The organism is Streptomyces lasiicapitis (assembly GCF_014646335.1).
GTDB lineage: Bacteria > Actinomycetota > Actinomycetes > Streptomycetales > Streptomycetaceae > Streptomyces > Streptomyces lasiicapitis.
Window position 1 is genome coordinate 89116 of record NZ_BMNG01000002.1, and the last position, 16163, is coordinate 105278.

A 16163-nucleotide genomic window follows, 5' to 3' on the forward strand; every position below is an offset into this window, starting at 1 on the left:
CCCGGGCACGCGGGAGTTCCGCGCCGGAACACACCGGACGTACCGGACCCATGCCGGAGGCACACTGTGAGCCGAACTGCCGTCCGCCGCCCGCACGTTGTGATCGTAGGAGCCGGCTTCGCGGGGTTCCAGGCCGCCCGCACCCTGTCGCGGCTGACCCGCCGCCGGGCCGACATCACCCTGCTGAACCCCACCGACTACTTCCTCTACCTGCCACTGCTTCCACAGGTCGCCGCGGGCGTCCTCGAACCGCGCCGCGTCACCGTGTCGCTCACCGGCGCCCTGCGCCACGTACGCCTGGTGCTCGGCGAGGCCGACGGCATCGACCTCGCGCGCCGCACCGTGAATCACACCGGCCCCGAGGGCGACCGCGGCGAGCTGTCGTACGACCGGCTCGTGCTGGCCGTCGGCAGTGTCAACAAGCTGCTGCCCGTGCCCGGTGTCGCCGAGCACGCGCACGGGTTCCGTGGGCTGCCCGAGGCGCTGTACCTGCGCGACCACGTGACGCGGCAGATCGAGCTCGCCGCCGCGGCAGAGGACGTCGAGGTGTGCCGGGCGCGCTGCACGTTCGTCGTGGCCGGCGCCGGTTACACGGGCGTCGAAGTCGCCGCGCACGGCGAGCTGTTCACGCGGTCCCTGGTGCGGAACCGGCCCCTGCCCGACGGTGTCCGGCCGCGCTGGGTGCTGCTCGACATCGCCCCGCGCGTGCTGCCCGAGCTGGACCGCAGGCTGTCCGGCACCGCGGACCGGGTGCTGCGGCGGCGCGGGGTCGACGTCCGCACGGGTACGTCCGTGAAGGAGGCGACGCGTGACGGCGTGCGTCTCGACGACGGCGAGTCCGTGCCCACGCGCACGCTGGTGTGGTGTGTGGGGGTGCGGCCCGACCCGCTCGTCGCCGGGATCGGCAAGCCGCTGGAGCGCGGGCGGCTGCTGGTCGACCCGTTCCTCAACGTGCCAGGACACCCTGAGGTGTTCGCGTGCGGCGACGCGGCGGCCGTCCCCGACCTGGCCAAGCCGGGCCAGTACACGGCGATGACCGCCCAGCACGCCTGGCGCCAGGGCAAGGCCGCGGGCCACAACGTCGCCGCGTCCCTCGGCCTCGGCAAGCGCCGCTCCTACCGCCACCACGACCTGGGCTTCACCGTCGACCTCGGTGGCGCGAGCGGCGCCGCCAACCCCCTCGGCATCCCGCTGTCAGGTCCGCTCGCCGGGGCCGTCACCCGCGGCTACCACCTGGCCGCGATGCCCGGCAACCGCGTACGGGTCGCCGCCGACTGGCTCCTGGACGCCGTACTGCCGCGCCAGGGCGTGCAGTTGGGGCTCGTGCGGTCCTGGTCGGTGCCGCTGGACACGGCGTCACCGGAGCTGGCGCGGGTGCCGGGGGCGCCGGAACGGCCGGAGGAAGAGCAGCCCAAGCGGCTGGAGCGGCCGGAGGAGTGACGCCCCGCGCGAGGCCGCCGTGGCCGCGGGGGCGAGGTTTGGCCACGGGGCTCGGGGTCACTCGGACCAGGAGGTGCCCATGACGCAGTCGCCCCGCAAGGAGAACAGGACGAAACCCGAACCCGACGACCTGCCGGGACCCGTCACCGTGCTGCGCCAGGCGCGCGAGCAACTGGCGGAACTCACCGGCATGACGGCCGAGAGCGTGTCGTCCTTCGAACGCACCGAAGACGGCTGGGAGTTGGCGGTGGAGGTCCTCGAACTGGCCCGCGTGCCCGACACGATGAGCCTGCTCGCGACCTACGCCGTGACCCTGGATCCGCAGGGCGAGCTCACCGGGTACCGGCGGACGCGCCGTTACGAACGCGGCCGCGCCGACCCGCCGAGGGCGGGCGGCTGATCCCGGGCCCCAGCACATCAGGGACCCCGGACACATCGGACAGTCAGGGACCCCCAACACATCGGACAGACACCCAAGGCAAGGAGGACCGGTCGGCATGACCGTCGTCCCAGCACAGCAGTCCGGCGGCGCAGGCGGCACCAGCGGCCTGTACGACGTCATCGAACTCATCCTCGACCGCGGCCTCGTGATCGACGCCTTCGTGCGCGTCTCGCTCGTCGGCATCGAGATCCTGAAGATCGACATACGGGTCGTCGTCGCGAGCGTCGACACCTATCTGCGGTTCGCCGAGGCGTGCAACCGCCTCGACCTGGAGGCGGGCCCCCGCAAGGACCCGGGCCTGCCCGACCTCGTCGGCCACATCACCGAGTCCGGCGCGCGCGGCAAGTCCAAGGGCGCGCTCTCCGGCGCCGCGGAGACCGTTTCCGACGCGTTCCGCCAGGCCCGCGACGAAGGCCGCTCCGAGGAGGAGCCCGCCCGGCCGCGCGCCCGGCGCGCGTCGTCCCGCAGCAGGAAGGAGGACCAGGAATGACCACCTACATCTACGGCATCGCGGCAGCCACGCACCCGGCGCTGCCCGACGGCATGGGAGGCATCGGCGAACCGGCGCGCGAGGTGCGCGCGGTGCGGCACGGCAACCTCGCCGCGATCGTCTCCGACAGCCCCGACGACCTGCGCCCCAAGCGGCGCGACCTGCTCGCCCACCAGAGCGTCCTGGACGAGGCGGGCGCGGGTGGCGCCGTCCTGCCGATGCGCTTCGGCAGCCTCGCGCAGGACGACGAGGCCGTCGTGGCGGTGCTCGCCGAACTCGCCGGCCACTACGAGGAGCGCCTGCGCGCGCTCGACGGCAAGGCCGAGTACAACGTGAAGGCCGCCCACGACGAGCAGGCCGTGCTGCACCAGGTCCTCGCCGAGAACCCCGAGCTGCGCGCCATGGCCGAGGCCAACCGCGTGGCGGGCGGCGGCAGTTACGAGCAGAAGCTGCGCCTGGGCGAGATGGTCAGCGCGGCCGTGCGGGCCCGCGAGGGCAGCGACGGCATCGAGGTGCGCCGCGCCCTGGAACCGTGCGCCGACGCCGTGAGCATGGGCCCCGAGGGCACGGGCTGGCTCGCCAACGTCTCCTTCCTCGTACGCCGCGACACCGCCGACGGCTTCGTCGCCGCCGTCGAGGAACTCCGCAAGGAACAGCCCCACTTGGAGCTGACCGTGCACGGCCCGCTGCCCCCGTACAGCTTCGTCGACCCGGGACCCGCACAGCCCGCCGACGACGCGGCCGCCGGCGTGCGGTGACGGCGGCCCGCCATGGGACTCATCGGTGAGGTGCTCGCCCTGCCGCTGGCCCCCGCCCGGGGCACCCTGTGGGTGCTCCGGCAGGTGGTCGCGGAGGCGGAGCGCCAGTACTACGACCCCTCGGTCATCCGTAAGGAACTCGCCCTGCTCACGGAGCAGTTGGAGGCGGGCGAGATCGACGATGCCGAGTTCGACCGCCGCGAGGACGAACTCCTCGCCCGTCTCGGCCACGGGTCGCCTGCCGGCGGCGTGGCGCGGACGGACGGCACGAACGGGACAGGAACGTCATGAATCGACTGGTAGTGGGCCTCGCGGTGGGCGCGGGGTATCTCCTCGGACGCACCAAGAAGGCGAAACTCGCCTTCGCCGTCGGCACCATGGTGGCGGGTCGCAGACTTCAGCTCAGCCCCGGCGCGCTCGCCCGCGTGGTCACGCAACAGCTGGAGAACAACCCGCAGTTCAAGGAGATCGGCGACCAGCTGAAGGAGGACCTGCGGGGCGTCGGCAAGGCGGCGACCGGCTCGCTCCTCGACCGGCAGCTCGAAGGCCTGGCCGACCGGCTGCACGACCGCACCCTGGACGTGCGCGACCGACTCTCGGGCGCGGTGCCGGACACGGACGAGGTGACCGACAAGGCGAAGGACACGGGGGACACCGCGGCCGGCGCGGGCAAGTCCGGTGCGGGAAAGGCGGGTTCGGCGGCGAGGAAGACCACCGCCGCGACCCGCGGCGCCGGTAAGAGCGCCAAGAAGAGCACCGCCTCGCGCGGCACGCGGCAGCGAAGTACCCAGCAGCGCGGCACGCAGCAGCGCAGTACGGCGGAACGCGGCGCGCAGAAGCGAAGCCCCGCCAAGAAGACCGCCCGCGCGAGGGGAGGCGACGATGACTGACACCCGTCCGAGCGCCGCCGCCCACAGCCCGGCCGCCGACCGCCTGAAGGACGAGGCGAGGGCCTATCTGATGGCGCAGGCCGAACGCCTGCTCGTCGGCGTGGGCAGCAAGCTGGGCCAGGCCACCGTGAGGCTCAACGACGTGGCGGAGGGCCGCAGTCCCGGCTTCGGCAAGCTCGCCCTCGAAGGCGGCCGCAAGCTCGCCGCGGGCAAGGGCCCGCTGCGCAGCGCCGTCGAACTGGGCGGCAGCCACCTCAAGGACTCGGTCAAGGGCGCCCTGAAGGGCGCCGTCGCCCGCGGCAGGAAGAGCGGCGGCGGGAAGAAGCCCACCGTCATCCTGGAGTACGTCGACGTCGGCGTCGCGGTGCGCGAGGCCTACGACCAGTGGACGCAGTTCCAGGAGTTCTCCACCTTCGCCAAGGGCGTCAAGGGCGCCACCGCGGCGGGCGACACGGACTCCGACTGGCAGCTCAAGGTCTTCTGGTCGAGCCGCAGTTGGAAGGCCCACGTCACCGAGCAGGTGCCGGACGAGCGCATCGCCTGGACGTCGGAGGGCGCCAAGGGCACCACGAAGGGCGTGGTCACCTTCCACCCCCTCGGCGACCGGCTGACCCGCGTCCTGCTCGTCGTCGAGTACTACCCCAAGGGCCTGTTCGAGAAGACCGGCAACATCTGGCGCGCCCAGGGCCGCAGGACCCGCCTCGACCTCAAGCACTTCGCCCGGCACCTCTCGATACGCGGCGAGGCGAGCGACGGCTGGCGCGGCGAGATCCGCGACGGCGAGGTCGTGCGCGGCCACGACGAGGTGGCGGCCGACGAGGACGCCGAGGACGGTCCGTACGAGGACGAGGCTTCGTACGAGGAAGACGCTCCGTACGAAGACGAGGAGCCGTACGAGGACGAGGCCGAAGAGGTCGATGAGCCTGAGGAAGCGGACGAGGCCGAAGCGGCCGAAGAAGTCGACGACGAGGAACCCGACGAGGCCGACGAACCCGACGAGGCCGACGAATACGCCTCGGCCGGTGGCCGCCGGAGTCGGCGATGACCACCGCGAGCCGGCTGCCGGAGCCCTACCCCCAGGGCGGCTCGAACCTCGCCGACATCCTCGAACGGGTCCTGGACAAGGGCATCGTCATCGCCGGGGACATCCGGATCAACCTGCTCGACATCGAGCTCCTCACCATCAAACTGCGCCTCGTCGTCGCGTCCGTGGAGCGCGCCAAGGAGATGGGCATCGACTGGTGGGAGGACGATCCGGCCCTGTCCAGCGGCGCCCGCCGCACCGCGCTCGCACGGGAGAACGAGGACCTGCGCCACCGCGTGGAGCAACTGGAACGACGTGAACTCACCGAGGGCGGCGGCGCCTCCGGGGCACCACGGCACGACAGCCGAGGAGAACATGAACGTGACCGATGACCTGCGCTATGTGTACGCCGTGTGCCGCCCGCCGACCGCGCCGCTGCACGCGGACCTCACCGGCGTGGCCGGCGTGCCGCCGCGCCAGCTCGTCCACGAGGGCCTGGTGGCCGTCGTCAGCCCGGTCCCCGAGCGGGACTTCGCGCACGACGCGCTGCGCGCGCACCTGGAGGACCTCGACTGGCTGGCGGCGACGGCCCGCGCCCACCAGAGTGTCGTGGCCGCGCTGGCCACCGTGACCTGCCCGCTGCCGCTGCGGCTCGCGACGGTCTTCCGTGACGACAGCGGCGTACGCGCCATGCTGGAGGAGGAGTCCGAGCGGCTGCGCCGGATCCTGGACCGGATCGACGGTCATGTGGAGTGGGGCGTGAAGGTGTGGCTCGTCGGCGGTGCCCCGGAGGACCCGGCCCCCGGAACCGAGCCGCCCGCCGCGCGGCCGTCGCGCGCCCCCGAGTCGGGGCGCGACTATCTGCGGCGGCGCCGGGCCGGGAACGCGGCACGCGAGGAGTCCGCGGCGCGGGCGGAGGTGTTCACGCGGCGGCTGCACGGCGATCTCACCCGGTACGCGGCCGACGCGCGGCTGCACCCCGTGCAGAGCGGGCCGCTGGCCGACGCGGGCTCCGGCCGGAACATCCTCAACGCGGCCTATCTGGTGCCCCGTTCGCGGTCGGAGGAGTTCCTGGAGCTGGTCGGCCGGGCGGAGGGCACCCGGCCGGGGCTGCGCGTGGAGGTGACCGGGCCGTGGGCCGCGTACTCCTTCACGGACGGGCCTGAGGCGGGTGGGGTGCCGTGACGTCGTCGGCCGACCCCTTCGCGCAGCGCGAGATCGCCCTCGTCGACGTGCTGGACCGGCTGCTCGCCGGCGGCGTGGCCCTCGCGGGCGACATCACTCTGCGGATCGCGGACGTGGACCTCGTCCGCATCGACCTGAAGGCGCTGATCAGCGCGGTCAACGCGCAGGTGCCTTCGCCGTTCGCGACCGTGGACGACACCCGCGAGCCGCTGGAGCCGCTGGAGCCGCTCGGGGCACGCGACCTGCCCGACCCGGAGTGACCTGCCCGACCCCGAGCGACCTGGAGGCGTCATGGACCTGGATCTCGAACCCGACACCGTGGAACGCGACCTCGTCGCCCTCGTCCTGACCGTCGTCGAGCTGCTCCGTCAGCTCATGGAGCGGCAGGCGATCCGCCGCTTCGACTCCGGCGAGCTGACGGAGGACCAGGAGGAGCGGGTCGGCATGACGCTGATGCTCCTGGAGGACCGCATGACGCGCCTGCGCGAGCGCTACGGTCTGCGCCCCGAGGACCTGAACCTGGACCTCGGCCCGCTGGGCCCGCTGCTCCCGAGGGCCTGACCGCCCCGGGTCCGGGGGACTGGCCGCCCGGGGTCCCCGGGGCTCACTGCCCGGCCTCACACCCGGCAGAGCGCCTCCCCGTGCAGCACCGTGAACCACCCGTCCTCGGCGAGCCCCCACTCCCGCCAGGCCGCCGCGACGGCCGCAAGGCGTTCCGTGTCCGCGTGCCCGCCCTCCGTCGCCCGCGCGGCGTACTCGGACGCGACCGTGCGGTCCGCCCACAGCTCGCTCCACCAGGCGCGTTCCTCGGGCGTGCTGTAGCACCAGGTGCCCGCGGTGCACGTGACGTCCGTGAAACCCGCTTGCAGGGCCCAGGACTTGAGGCGCCGCCCGGCGTCCGGCTCGCCCCCGTTGGCGCGGGCCACCCGCCGGTACAGGTCGAGCCAGTCGTCCAGGCCCGGCACGCGCGGATACCAGGTCATCGCCTCGTAGTCGCTGTCGCGCACGGCCACGATGCCGCCCGGCCTGCACACCCGGCGCATCTCGGCGAGGGCCCGCACCGGATCGCCCACGTGCTGGAGCACCTGGTGGGCGTGCACGACGTCGAACGAGTCGTCGGGGTGGTCGAGCGCGTGCACGTCGGCGACGGCGAACGTGACGTTGTCCAGGCCGCGCCCGGCCGCCGTGGCGCGGGCCTGCTCCAGGATGCCGGGCGCCCGGTCGACGCCCGTGACGTGCCCCTCGGGGACCAGCGCTGCCAGGTCGGCGGTGATGGTGCCGGGGCCGCAGCCGACGTCCAGTATCCGCCAGTGCGGCTGAAGCGAACCGACGAGGTAGGCGGCGGAGTTGGCGGCGGTGCGCCAGGTGTGGGAGCGCAGCACGGACTCGTGGTGCCCGTGCGTGTAGACGGCGGTCTCGGCGGGGGCCGGGGAAGTCGGGGAAGGGGCCTCGGCGGGGGACTGCTGCGGCTGCGACATGTCCGCACTGTACGCCGCAGTAGCCGTATGGTGAGACCTGTATCTCAGAATACGGACACGAAGACAAACCGTTTGCCCACGTCGATGGCCCCCACGGACAATCGCCCCCATGGGACATCTGGAAGCCGCGCACATCGAGTACTACCTGCCGGACGGGCGAGCGCTGCTCGGTGATGTCTCGTTCCGCGTGGGCGAGGGCGCGTCGGTGGCGCTGGTGGGGGCGAACGGCGCAGGCAAGACGACGCTGCTCAGGCTCATCGCGGGGGAGCTCAAGCCGCACGGCGGCACCGTCACGGTCTCCGGCGGCCTCGGCGTGATGCCCCAGTTCGTCGGCTCCGTACGGGACGGCACCACGGTCCGCGACCTCCTGGTCTCCGTGGCCCAGCCCCGCATCCGCGAGGCCGCCGAGGCCGTGGACCGCGCCGAGCACGCCATCATGACCGTCGACGACGAGGCCGCCCAGCTCCAGTACGCGCAGGCCCTGTCCGACTGGGCGGAGGCCCGGGGGTACGAGGCCGAGACGCTCTGGGACATGTGCACGACGGCCGCGCTCGGCATCCCCTACGACCAGGCCCAGTGGCGCGAGGTGCGCACGCTCTCCGGCGGCGAGCAGAAACGCCTGGTCCTCGAAGCCCTGCTGCGCGGCACCGACGAGGTGCTGCTCCTGGACGAACCGGACAACTACCTGGACGTCCCCGGCAAGCGCTGGCTGGAGGAGCGCCTCAAGGAGACCCGCAAGACCGTCCTGTTCGTCAGCCACGACCGCGAGCTCCTCGCCCGCTCCGCCGAGAAGATCGTCAGCGTCGAGCCGAGCCCCGGCGGCTCGGAGGTGTGGGTGCACGGCGCGGGCTTCGCCACGTACCACGAGGCGCGTCAGGAGCGCTTCGCGCGCTTCGAGGAGCTGCGCCGCCGCTGGGACGAGAAGCACGCGCAGCTCAAGAAGCTCGTCCTGGACATGCAGCAGTACGCCGCGCGCAGCGACGAGATGGCCTCGCGCTATCAGGCCGCGAAGACCAGGCTGCGCAAGTTCGAGGAGGCGGGACCGCCGCCCGAGCCGCCGCGCAAGCAGGACATCACCATGCGTCTGCACGGCGGCCGCACCGGCGTGCGCGCCGTCACCTGCAAGAACCTCGAGCTGACCGGCCTGATGAAACCCTTCGACCTGGAGGTCTTCTACGGCGAGCGCGTCGCCGTCCTCGGTTCGAACGGCTCCGGCAAGTCGCACTTCCTGCGCCTCCTCGCGGGTGACGCCCAGAACCCGGTGGCGCACACGGGCGAGTGGAAGCTCGGCGCCCGCGTCGTGCCGGGACACTTCGCGCAGACCCACGCCCACCCCGAGCTCTTCGGCCGCACCCTGCTCGACATCCTGTGGCGCGAGCACGCCAAGGACCGGGGCGCGGCGATGTCCCGCCTGCGCCGTTACGAACTCACCGGTCAGGCCGAGCAGCGCTTCGAGAGGCTGTCCGGCGGCCAGCAGGCCCGCTTCCAGATCCTGCTGCTCGAACTCCAGGGCTCCACCGCCCTGTTGCTCGACGAGCCCACCGACAACCTCGACCTGGAGTCCGCCGAGGCGTTGCAGGAGGGGCTCGAGGCGTACGAGGGCACGGTGCTCGCGGTCACCCACGACCGCTGGTTCGCCCGGTCGTTCGACCGCTATCTCGTCTTCGGCGCCGACGGCCGGGTCCGCGAGACCGCCGAGCCCGTATGGGACGAGCGCAGAGTGGAGCGGGCCCGGTAGCGCGAGCGGTAGCGTGGTGAAACCACGCCGTACGCTGCGCAATTGGGGAGACCGTGGCCGTGAGGACGTCGTTCAGGACCAATGATGTGGACGAGGCGCGGCAGGCGCTGGGGGACGCGTACTACAGCAACTTCCTGGATGTGCTCGCCGGATCGCCCCCCTTCCGCGCGGAGTTCGACATCGGGCGGCTCGGGGCGCTGACCGTCGGGGAGCTCGGCTGCGGCGCGGACATCCGCGCGCGCGTCGGGGAACTCGGGGCGTACCACGTGAACATCCCGCTGAGCGGCCACCTGGACTGGCATCAGGGCTGCGGCCCCCGCACGCTCACCACACCGCAGAGCGCCGCCGTCTACCAGCCCATCGGCGACACGACGATCGACCGATGGCCCGGGGACTGCCGGATCCTCGCCGTGAAGCTGGAACGCGCGGCCCTGGAGGAGAGCCTGGAGCGGCTCATCGGCAGGCCCGCCCGCGGCCCGGTGCCCCTCGAGCCGGGCTTCGACATCAGCCGAGGGCCCGGACGGGGCTGGACGCGCCTTGTGCGCGCGGTCGCGGAGGACCTGCTCGACGAGTCCGCGATGCTGAGCGGGTCGCTGGTCGCCGCGCCGCTCCAGGAGGCGCTCCTGAACGGCCTGCTGCTCTCCGCCGGCCACCGCTACCGCGACCAGCTCGCCGATCCCGTGCGCCAGTTGCGGCCCGCGCCCGTCAAGCGCGCCATGGACGCCGTGCAGCAGCGGCCCGACCACCCCTTCACCACCGCCGTCCTCGCCGCCGAGGCGCGCGTCGGCGTGCGCTGGCTCCAGGAGGCCTTCCGGCGGTACGTGGGGATGTCCCCGATGGCGTACGTACGCGACGTACGCCTCCAGCGGGTGCGGGACGAACTGCGCGCGGCCGACCCCTGCGGGGCCTGCGTCAGTGAGGTCGCCCACCGCTGGGGCTTCGCGCACCTCGGCCGGTTCGCGGAGCAGTACCGGGCGCGGTTCGGGGAGCTGCCCTCGCAGACGCTGCGGGGGTGACGCGCCGCCGGGCGTCCCCGCGGGAGGCGGACGCGGTGCGTTCTGCGGACAGCCGCAGCGCCCAGCGGATCGTGGCCCCGTGAGCGCCCGCCTAGGGTGAGATCGGCACCGGGTGGACCGGTCGCCGTCGCGGGAGCCCTAGCCTTCTCCCGGGGCGTCGGCCGCGGACGGATCCCCGGTGTCTCCGGCCCGGCGCAGCCCGCCGGGCCGGCTTTCGGACCGCGGGCCCGGTGTCCCCCGGCACGCCCCCTCGTGCCATCGGGCCCGCCCCTTCCGGCCCCGCTCCCGCTGCCTCCCGGGCGCCGTGCGGCCACACTCGAAGGTGCGCGTACGGCGCCGAGCCACGCGTACGACGAACGCGACGCCCCGCACGCGACAGACGCGGGCGGGCGGGACACCGGAGGCGGCATGAGCGCGACGGAAGGCCCCCCGCTGCTGCGGCGGCACGGCCGGGCCCTCGACCTGTTCACCCAGCGGGTGCACACCGTGCGGGCGGACCAGTGGGACGCGCCGACGCCCTGCGCCGACTGGACCGTGCGGGACCTCGTCGGCCATCTGACCGTGGAACAGCTCTGGGTCCCGCCGCTGGTGCGCGACGGCGCCGCCCTCGCGGACGTCGGCGACTCCTTCGACGGCGACGTGCTCGGCCCCGACCCGGTCGCCTCCTGGGACACCGCCGCCGAGGCGGCCCGCGCCGCCTTCGAGGAACCGGGCGCCCTGGAGCGCACCGTGCACCTCTCGTACGGCGACACCCCCGCGCACGACTACTGCGCCCAGATGATCACCGACCTGGTCGTGCACAGCTGGGACCTGGCGCGCGCGATCGGCGCCGACGAGCGCCTTCCGGACGACCTCGTGGCCGCGGCGGTGCGCGAAGTAACCCCGTACGCGGCCGAGTTGAGCAAGACCGGCCTGTTCGGCCCGGCCGTACAGCCCCCGTCAGGGGCGGACGTCCAGACCAAACTCCTGTCCCTGCTCGGGCGCACGCCTTAGAGCCTTGGGTCCATCGGGGCCCTCAGATCACGTCCTCCGGGTCACCGGACGGGTCGACCGTCAGGTCGCCGATGCTCACCATGCCGACGGGCCTGCCGTCCTCGACGACCGGCAGTCGGCGTATCGCGTACGCCCGCATCAGGCCCACCGCGTCCGCCACCGGGTCGTCGGGGGCGACCACCACCGGGTTCGGCGTGCACACGGCCTGCGCGCTGACGGTCAGCGGGTCCGCGCCGTCCGCCACGGCGCGCAGCGTGATGTCCCGGTCGGTGAGCACACCCAGGACCTGGCCGCCGCCGGTGACGACGACGTCGCCGATGTCCTGCGCGCGCATCAACTGCGCGGCCTCCACCAGTGAGGCGTCGGGGCGGACCGCGGCGACTCCTGGTGTCATGACTTCCCTCACGTATTCCGCCATGGCGCTGAGCCCTTCTCACGAGGTGGGCGTGTCTGTGTGGCACACCGCCCGGGGTACCCCTCGACGCCGGGCCCATGCGTGGGGCGTTTGTCGCGCGGTGTCCGGGGCAGGCGGAAGAGAAGTGCTTCGGACCGGAGGCACGTCCGTGGGAGAGGCTCCGCTTCACCGACGGGTGTGCCCCAGTGACGCCCGCGCGCCCCTTTCCACGGTGACCGTCCAACCAGGCACCGGCACAAGGGAGTTGCCAGGCATCATGCGATCCGATGCAGCACGATCCGATGCGGCACGATTCCAGGACCGACCCCAAGAACGCACGCGACGCACCCGTTCCAGGCGGCACCCGCACGACGACGCACCCGACACCGCCGCGGCCTTCCGGCGGCTCTGCGACATGCCGCACGGCGCCGAACGCGACGCCCTGCGCGGGGAGATCGTGCAGGCGTGGCTGCCCATGGCCGAGCGGCTCGCGGGCCGCTTCCGCAACCGCGGCGAAGCCCTCGACGACCTGCGCCAGGTCGCGGCCCTCGGCCTGGTCAAGGCCGTCGACCGGTACGACCCGGAGCGCGGCAACGCCTTCGAGAGCTACGCCGTGCCCACCGTCACCGGCGAGATCAAGCGCCACTTCCGCGACCACATGTGGACCCTGCACGTGCCGCGCCGCGTCCAGGACCTGCGCAACCGCGTGCGGTTCGCCCGCCAGGACCTGTCCCAGACCATCTCCGGGCGCGCGCCCACCGTCGCCGAGATCGCCGAGCGGGCCCGGATGAGCGAGGAGGACGCCGCGACCGGCCTCGAGGCGCTCGACAGTTTCACCGCGCTGTCCCTGGACGCCGAACTCCCCGGCAGCGACGACGGATACGCGCTGCGCGACACCCTCGGCGGCGCCGACCCCGCGCTCGACGTCGTCGTCGACCGCGAGGCCGTCAAACCGTGCCTCGCCCGGCTGCCCGAGCGTGAACGGACCATCCTCTACATGCGGTTCTTCGGCGACATGACGCAGAGCCGGATCGCCGAGCACCTCGGCATCTCGCAGATGCACGTCTCCCGCCTGATCAGCCGCTGCTGCGGCCGGGTGCGCGACGAGGTCATGCGGGAGGCGCCCCGCCATCCCGCCGCTGTCCCCGCGGAGTACGAGGAGTCGGCTCCCGCCGAGGTCACCCGGGCCGCCGCATAGCCAGGGCGATGTGACGTGCCATCACGTCCACGGCGCGCGCCTCGGCCATCGAGAAGGCGAGGCGCGCGCCGGTCCTGAACAGGCTGAGCACCCCCAGTACGGGACCGCCGGGACCGTTCGCGTGCGGCGCGAGCGGCACGCACAGCAGGGACGTGACGTTCGCGCGGACCAGGACGGGGGCGCCGCTCGCGTCCCGGCCGAAGCTGTCCGGGGGATCGGGGCGCACCTGGAGCGTGGGCGCCGCGCAGCGGGCCGTCTCCAGGACCAGCGGGCAGTCGGCCGGGTCCTGCGCGAGGACGTTCGCGACCGGTCCCGCCCCCGCCGAGCCCGCCGAGCCCGCCGAGCCCTCGGGGTCCGCCGCACCCTCGGGGCCGAGGACCGTGCGGCGCCGCGGTCCCGCCGCGCCCTCGTCGACGATCACCCAGTCCGCGAACCGGCCGTGCAGCACCTCGGCGACCCGCGCGAGCACGCCCGCCCGATCCCCCGGCGGCGCCGTGAGCAGCGCGACCGTCACGGCGTCCGACAGCTCCAGGAGTTCGGCGTGCCGGGTCGCCTCGGCGAGGTCCGGCGCACGGCCCCGCACGCCGCGCGGCACCGCGTCGCGGGCGCCCGGGAGCTGCGGCGGATCCCCGGCGGCCGGGGGCTGCAGCACGACCAGGACCACCGTGCGGGGCTCGCTGCCCGGCCGCAGCCCGGTCAGCGTCGCCCGCACCGGAAGCCGGGGCCGGTGCTGCAGCCGCACCGTCAGGCTCCGGTCGCCCTCGCCGCGGGCGACCGCCGCGGCCTGCGAGCGGAACGCGGAACGGTCCGACGGCGTGAGGAAACCGGCCAGCGGCCGCCCCGTCGCGTACCCGCCGCGCACCCCGGTGAGATCCGTCGCCGCGGGGTTCATGCGGCGTACGACCGTCTCGCCGTCGACGAGCGCGACCGGCAGCGGAAACCGCTGGAAGACGGTGCGCAGCAGCCGCTGTTCCTCCCGCGCGGCCCGCTCGCCCGCCGCCGGTCCTTCGCTCCCGAGCCGCTCAAGCCCCGGCCACAACCGCTCGGCCACGTGGTCCAGTTCGAAGAGCGCCGCGTCGAGCATGGGGCGCAGGTCACCCGAGGGCACGGCACGCGATGCCTTCAACTCCGCGACGCGGCGCACGAAATCCGCGAGATCCTCACTGAACCGCTCCGTCTCCGCCATGGGGCGAACGTATCGGCTGACGCCGTTTTCCGAGGCCGTCACCGGGAACCCGACCAGAACGAGAAACGAGGAGGCGCACCGCCATGCCGATGCCGCTCGCAACGGACGGACCGGAATCAGCTCTGCCGGCGCGCAGGCTCTCGGAACTGGCCGAGCAGGCGCTGCGCTGCACCACCGCGTGCTGCGGCGCGGGCACCACCGTGAACGACGGCGGCGAGGACCACCCGCCCGCCGTCACCCACCCCGACCTCGCCAACCTCGTCTCCATGCAGCTGCGCTCCGGCGACGGGCCGATCCCGGCGGCCCAGGAGCGGGGCGCGCCGGTGGACGCGGAGGATCTCCTGCGTGACGACCGCTGGCCGGAGTACCGCGCGCTCGCCCTGGACTCCGGCGTCCGCGCCAGCGTCACGCTGCCCTTCCGGCGCTCCGGGCTCACCCTCACCCTGAGCCTGTTCAGCTTCCGCCCCGGCACGCTCGACGAGGCGGGGTGCGGGCCCGCGCAGGCGCTCGGCGACCTCGCGGCGGCGGGCCTGGTCCGCGACCGCCACTACCGCGCGGCCCTCACCGAACTCGACCACCTGGGCGAGGCCCTGCGCACCCGCCCCGTCGTCGACCAGGCCTGCGGCATCATCATGCACGTCGTCACCTGCGACGCCGACCGTGCCTTCACCCTGCTGCGCCGCATCTCCCAGCGGACCAACCGCAAACTCGCCGAGGTGGCCGCGGCGCTGGTGGAGACGCGGGGCAGGGGCCTGGAACGCGAACTCACGTCACTGGCCGAATAGCCCACGGCTCCGGCGACCGGTCCCGATGGCCTACTCCTGGTGGCCTGTCCCGGTGACCGGGTTCATCCCACCGGCTCACCCGGCCGGAGGCCACACCGCGCGGATGACGCGTCCCCACGCTCGAATGACCTCATGCGCCTTTCCGCCCCGCACCTAGCCATGACGCTCACCACGGCCGCCCTCTGCACCCTCGCCGCCACCCCGTCCGCGTACGCGGGAGACGCCACCGCCGAAGTCACCCCCAAGCACGCCGCCCCCGGCGAACAGGTCACGATCTCCGTCACCTGCCCCGCCACCGGCGGCAGCCCGCCGCAGACCATGAACGCCAACTCCCAGGCCTTCGAGCACGGCTCGGTCCAGCTCCAGCGCGCCCAGCACCACGAGCAGACCCCGCAGCACCAGCCGAACCAGTCGAACCAGCACTCCCAGGACGGCACCACCCAGTACGACGAGAGCAACGAGAACGGTCAGTACGACGAGGGCGGCGGCCGACAGGACGAGACGGGCCAGTTCGGCGGGATCGACGGTCTCGCGGAACCCCCGACGTCCTTCGACGCGCAGGAAGGGCTCACCCCCTCGGACGGACTCGAACCGTCCGCGGGGGACGGACTCGACCCGTCCGCAGCCGCCGGGCTCGACCCGTCCGGCACCACCGGCCTGCAGGGACCCGGCGCCGCCGCGGGCGGCATCGCCTACCACGGCACCGCCCGCGTCGCCGCCGCCCAGTCCTTCGAGGGCGGCGGTCCGAACGCCGTCGGCTCCGGCTCGGAGTGGGCCGTCGACGGCACCTGCCACGGCGACGGCCAGTGGAAGGCGACGTTCACCGTCACTCGTTCCGGCCACACCTCCACCCACAAGCCCGACCACACGTCCCCCGCCGCGGCCCGCGGTGTGCACGCGGGGCGGGAGGGCGGCTTCAGCGACTCCCCGGCGGCGCTCGCCGCGGGCGCGCTGCTCGTCGTGGGGGCGCTCGGCGCCGCCGTGCACCGCCTGCGCCGCGACCGCGCGTACCCCCGCTGACCGCCGGACGGGTCAACCCCCGGCCATCCGGCCGACCCGACGACCACCAGAAGATGGACCGGCGCCACCGTGGGTACGCAGACAACCGACGGCACACGGACGGTCACGGGAGCGCACGGAGGTACC

At 73.6% G+C, this 16163-nt stretch carries 20 protein-coding genes; 17 read left to right on the forward strand and 3 right to left on the reverse strand.

Annotated features, from left to right (window positions below; genetic code table 11):
* The first annotated feature begins 99 nt into the window (after nt 1-99).
* The 11 genes from IEY91_RS03895 (at nt 100) to IEY91_RS03945 (ending at nt 6790) form a co-directional block, all read left to right on the forward strand.
* Nucleotides 100-1440: an NAD(P)/FAD-dependent oxidoreductase gene (locus tag IEY91_RS03895; RefSeq protein WP_189172854.1), complete on the forward strand. Its 1341-nt coding sequence runs from the start codon at nt 100-102 to the stop codon at nt 1438-1440.
* A gap of 79 nt (nt 1441-1519) precedes the next feature.
* Nucleotides 1520-1840 carry a gas vesicle protein GvpO gene (locus IEY91_RS03900; protein ID WP_164318664.1) on the forward strand — a complete coding sequence of 107 codons (321 nt, stop codon included), beginning with the start codon at nt 1520-1522 and terminating at the stop codon, nt 1838-1840.
* Nucleotides 1841-1937: 97 nt separating this feature from the next.
* The gene (locus IEY91_RS03905; RefSeq protein ID WP_164318662.1) at nt 1938-2372 is read left to right on the forward strand and encodes a gas vesicle structural protein GvpA; all 435 of its coding nucleotides are present in this window, start codon (nt 1938-1940) and stop codon (nt 2370-2372) included.
* Nucleotides 2369-3130, forward strand: a complete 762-nt coding sequence (locus IEY91_RS03910) for a GvpL/GvpF family gas vesicle protein (protein WP_189172855.1) — start codon at nt 2369-2371, stop codon at nt 3128-3130. The genes IEY91_RS03905 and IEY91_RS03910 overlap by 4 nt, the downstream gene beginning before the upstream one ends.
* Nucleotides 3131-3142: 12 nt before the next feature.
* On the forward strand, nt 3143-3421 hold the full coding sequence (locus IEY91_RS03915) for a gas vesicle protein GvpG (protein WP_189172856.1): 279 nt from the start codon (nt 3143-3145) through the stop codon (nt 3419-3421).
* Complete coding sequence (locus tag IEY91_RS03920) at nt 3418-4020, forward strand: DNA primase (RefSeq protein WP_189172857.1); 603 nt, start codon at nt 3418-3420, stop codon at nt 4018-4020. Before IEY91_RS03915 ends, IEY91_RS03920 begins: the two co-directional genes overlap by 4 nt.
* Complete coding sequence (locus IEY91_RS03925; protein ID WP_189172858.1) at nt 4013-5065, forward strand: SRPBCC family protein; 1053 nt, start codon at nt 4013-4015, stop codon at nt 5063-5065. Before IEY91_RS03920 ends, IEY91_RS03925 begins: the two co-directional genes overlap by 8 nt.
* The gene (locus IEY91_RS03930) at nt 5062-5436 is read left to right on the forward strand and encodes a gas vesicle protein (RefSeq protein WP_189172859.1); all 375 of its coding nucleotides are present in this window, start codon (nt 5062-5064) and stop codon (nt 5434-5436) included. Before IEY91_RS03925 ends, IEY91_RS03930 begins: the two co-directional genes overlap by 4 nt.
* Entirely contained in the window at nt 5420-6229 is an 810-nt protein-coding gene (locus IEY91_RS03935; RefSeq protein ID WP_189172860.1) for a GvpL/GvpF family gas vesicle protein, read from the forward strand. The genes IEY91_RS03930 and IEY91_RS03935 overlap by 17 nt, the downstream gene beginning before the upstream one ends.
* Complete coding sequence (locus IEY91_RS03940; RefSeq protein ID WP_189172861.1) at nt 6226-6489, forward strand: gas vesicle protein; 264 nt, start codon at nt 6226-6228, stop codon at nt 6487-6489. The genes IEY91_RS03935 and IEY91_RS03940 overlap by 4 nt, the downstream gene beginning before the upstream one ends.
* A 31-nt stretch (nt 6490-6520) precedes the next feature.
* Entirely contained in the window at nt 6521-6790 is a 270-nt protein-coding gene (locus IEY91_RS03945) for a gas vesicle protein K (RefSeq protein WP_164318650.1), read from the forward strand.
* Between the two features lie 56 nt (nt 6791-6846).
* Here the strand turns inward: IEY91_RS03945 and IEY91_RS03950 are convergent, their stop codons facing one another.
* Nucleotides 6847-7707, reverse strand: coding sequence for a methyltransferase domain-containing protein (locus IEY91_RS03950; protein WP_189172862.1), 861 nt, complete (start codon nt 7705-7707; stop codon nt 6847-6849).
* Between the two features lie 109 nt (nt 7708-7816).
* Between IEY91_RS03950 and IEY91_RS03955 the strand changes: the two genes are divergently transcribed.
* From IEY91_RS03955 to IEY91_RS03965, 3 genes are all read left to right on the forward strand, one after another.
* Nucleotides 7817-9445, forward strand: coding sequence for an ABC-F family ATP-binding cassette domain-containing protein (locus tag IEY91_RS03955; protein ID WP_164318645.1), 1629 nt, complete (start codon nt 7817-7819; stop codon nt 9443-9445).
* A gap of 59 nt (nt 9446-9504) precedes the next feature.
* Nucleotides 9505-10461: an AraC family transcriptional regulator gene (locus tag IEY91_RS03960; protein ID WP_229696693.1), complete on the forward strand. Its 957-nt coding sequence runs from the start codon at nt 9505-9507 to the stop codon at nt 10459-10461.
* Between the two features lie 408 nt (nt 10462-10869).
* Entirely contained in the window at nt 10870-11454 is a 585-nt protein-coding gene (locus IEY91_RS03965) for a TIGR03086 family metal-binding protein (protein WP_189172863.1), read from the forward strand.
* A 22-nt stretch (nt 11455-11476) separates the two neighbouring features.
* On the opposite strand, the gene IEY91_RS03970 is transcribed toward IEY91_RS03965, so the two are convergent.
* Nucleotides 11477-11872, reverse strand: a complete 396-nt coding sequence (locus IEY91_RS03970; protein WP_189172864.1) for a CBS domain-containing protein — start codon at nt 11870-11872, stop codon at nt 11477-11479.
* A gap of 253 nt (nt 11873-12125) precedes the next feature.
* On the opposite strand from IEY91_RS03970, the gene IEY91_RS03975 reads away from it, so the two are divergent.
* Nucleotides 12126-13046 (forward strand): RNA polymerase sigma factor SigF, encoded by a 921-nt coding sequence (locus IEY91_RS03975; RefSeq protein ID WP_229696694.1) that lies wholly within the window; start codon nt 12126-12128, stop codon nt 13044-13046.
* Here the strand turns inward: IEY91_RS03975 and IEY91_RS03980 are convergent.
* Nucleotides 13027-14232, reverse strand: coding sequence for a PAS domain-containing protein (locus IEY91_RS03980; RefSeq protein WP_189172865.1), 1206 nt, complete (start codon nt 14230-14232; stop codon nt 13027-13029). The genes IEY91_RS03975 and IEY91_RS03980 overlap by 20 nt on opposite strands.
* An 83-nt stretch (nt 14233-14315) precedes the next feature.
* Here IEY91_RS03980 and IEY91_RS03985 point away from each other — a divergent pair, with 83 nt between their 5' ends.
* The gene (locus IEY91_RS03985; RefSeq protein WP_164318637.1) at nt 14316-15017 is read left to right on the forward strand and encodes an ANTAR domain-containing response regulator; all 702 of its coding nucleotides are present in this window, start codon (nt 14316-14318) and stop codon (nt 15015-15017) included.
* A gap of 132 nt (nt 15018-15149) precedes the next feature.
* Entirely contained in the window at nt 15150-16037 is an 888-nt protein-coding gene (locus IEY91_RS03990) for a hypothetical protein (RefSeq protein ID WP_189172866.1), read from the forward strand.
* Nucleotides 16038-16163: the final 126 nt, after the last annotated feature.

Bases quoted from the DNA above. Each gene is read 5' to 3' on its own strand.
- IEY91_RS03900 (WP_164318664.1), top strand. From the start codon at position 1,520: ATGACGCAGTCGCCCCGCAAGGAGAACAGGACGAAACCCGAACCCGAC.
- IEY91_RS03905 (WP_164318662.1), top strand. From the start codon at position 1,938: ATGACCGTCGTCCCAGCACAGCAGTCCGGCGGCGCAGGCGGCACCAGC.
- IEY91_RS03910 (WP_189172855.1), top strand. From the start codon at position 2,369: ATGACCACCTACATCTACGGCATCGCGGCAGCCACGCACCCGGCGCTG.
- IEY91_RS03915 (WP_189172856.1), top strand. From the start codon at position 3,143: ATGGGACTCATCGGTGAGGTGCTCGCCCTGCCGCTGGCCCCCGCCCGG.
- IEY91_RS03920 (WP_189172857.1), top strand. From the start codon at position 3,418: ATGAATCGACTGGTAGTGGGCCTCGCGGTGGGCGCGGGGTATCTCCTC.
- IEY91_RS03925 (WP_189172858.1), top strand. From the start codon at position 4,013: ATGACTGACACCCGTCCGAGCGCCGCCGCCCACAGCCCGGCCGCCGAC.
- IEY91_RS03930 (WP_189172859.1), top strand. From the start codon at position 5,062: ATGACCACCGCGAGCCGGCTGCCGGAGCCCTACCCCCAGGGCGGCTCG.
- IEY91_RS03935 (WP_189172860.1), top strand. From the start codon at position 5,420: ATGAACGTGACCGATGACCTGCGCTATGTGTACGCCGTGTGCCGCCCG.
- IEY91_RS03945 (WP_164318650.1), top strand. From the start codon at position 6,521: ATGGACCTGGATCTCGAACCCGACACCGTGGAACGCGACCTCGTCGCC.
- IEY91_RS03950 (WP_189172862.1), bottom strand. From the start codon at position 7,707: ATGTCGCAGCCGCAGCAGTCCCCCGCCGAGGCCCCTTCCCCGACTTCC.
- IEY91_RS03955 (WP_164318645.1), top strand. From the start codon at position 7,817: ATGGGACATCTGGAAGCCGCGCACATCGAGTACTACCTGCCGGACGGG.
- IEY91_RS03965 (WP_189172863.1), top strand. From the start codon at position 10,870: ATGAGCGCGACGGAAGGCCCCCCGCTGCTGCGGCGGCACGGCCGGGCC.
- IEY91_RS03970 (WP_189172864.1), bottom strand. From the start codon at position 11,872: ATGGCGGAATACGTGAGGGAAGTCATGACACCAGGAGTCGCCGCGGTC.
- IEY91_RS03975 (WP_229696694.1), top strand. From the start codon at position 12,126: ATGCGATCCGATGCAGCACGATCCGATGCGGCACGATTCCAGGACCGA.
- IEY91_RS03980 (WP_189172865.1), bottom strand. From the start codon at position 14,232: ATGGCGGAGACGGAGCGGTTCAGTGAGGATCTCGCGGATTTCGTGCGC.
- IEY91_RS03985 (WP_164318637.1), top strand. From the start codon at position 14,316: ATGCCGATGCCGCTCGCAACGGACGGACCGGAATCAGCTCTGCCGGCG.
- IEY91_RS03990 (WP_189172866.1), top strand. From the start codon at position 15,150: ATGCGCCTTTCCGCCCCGCACCTAGCCATGACGCTCACCACGGCCGCC.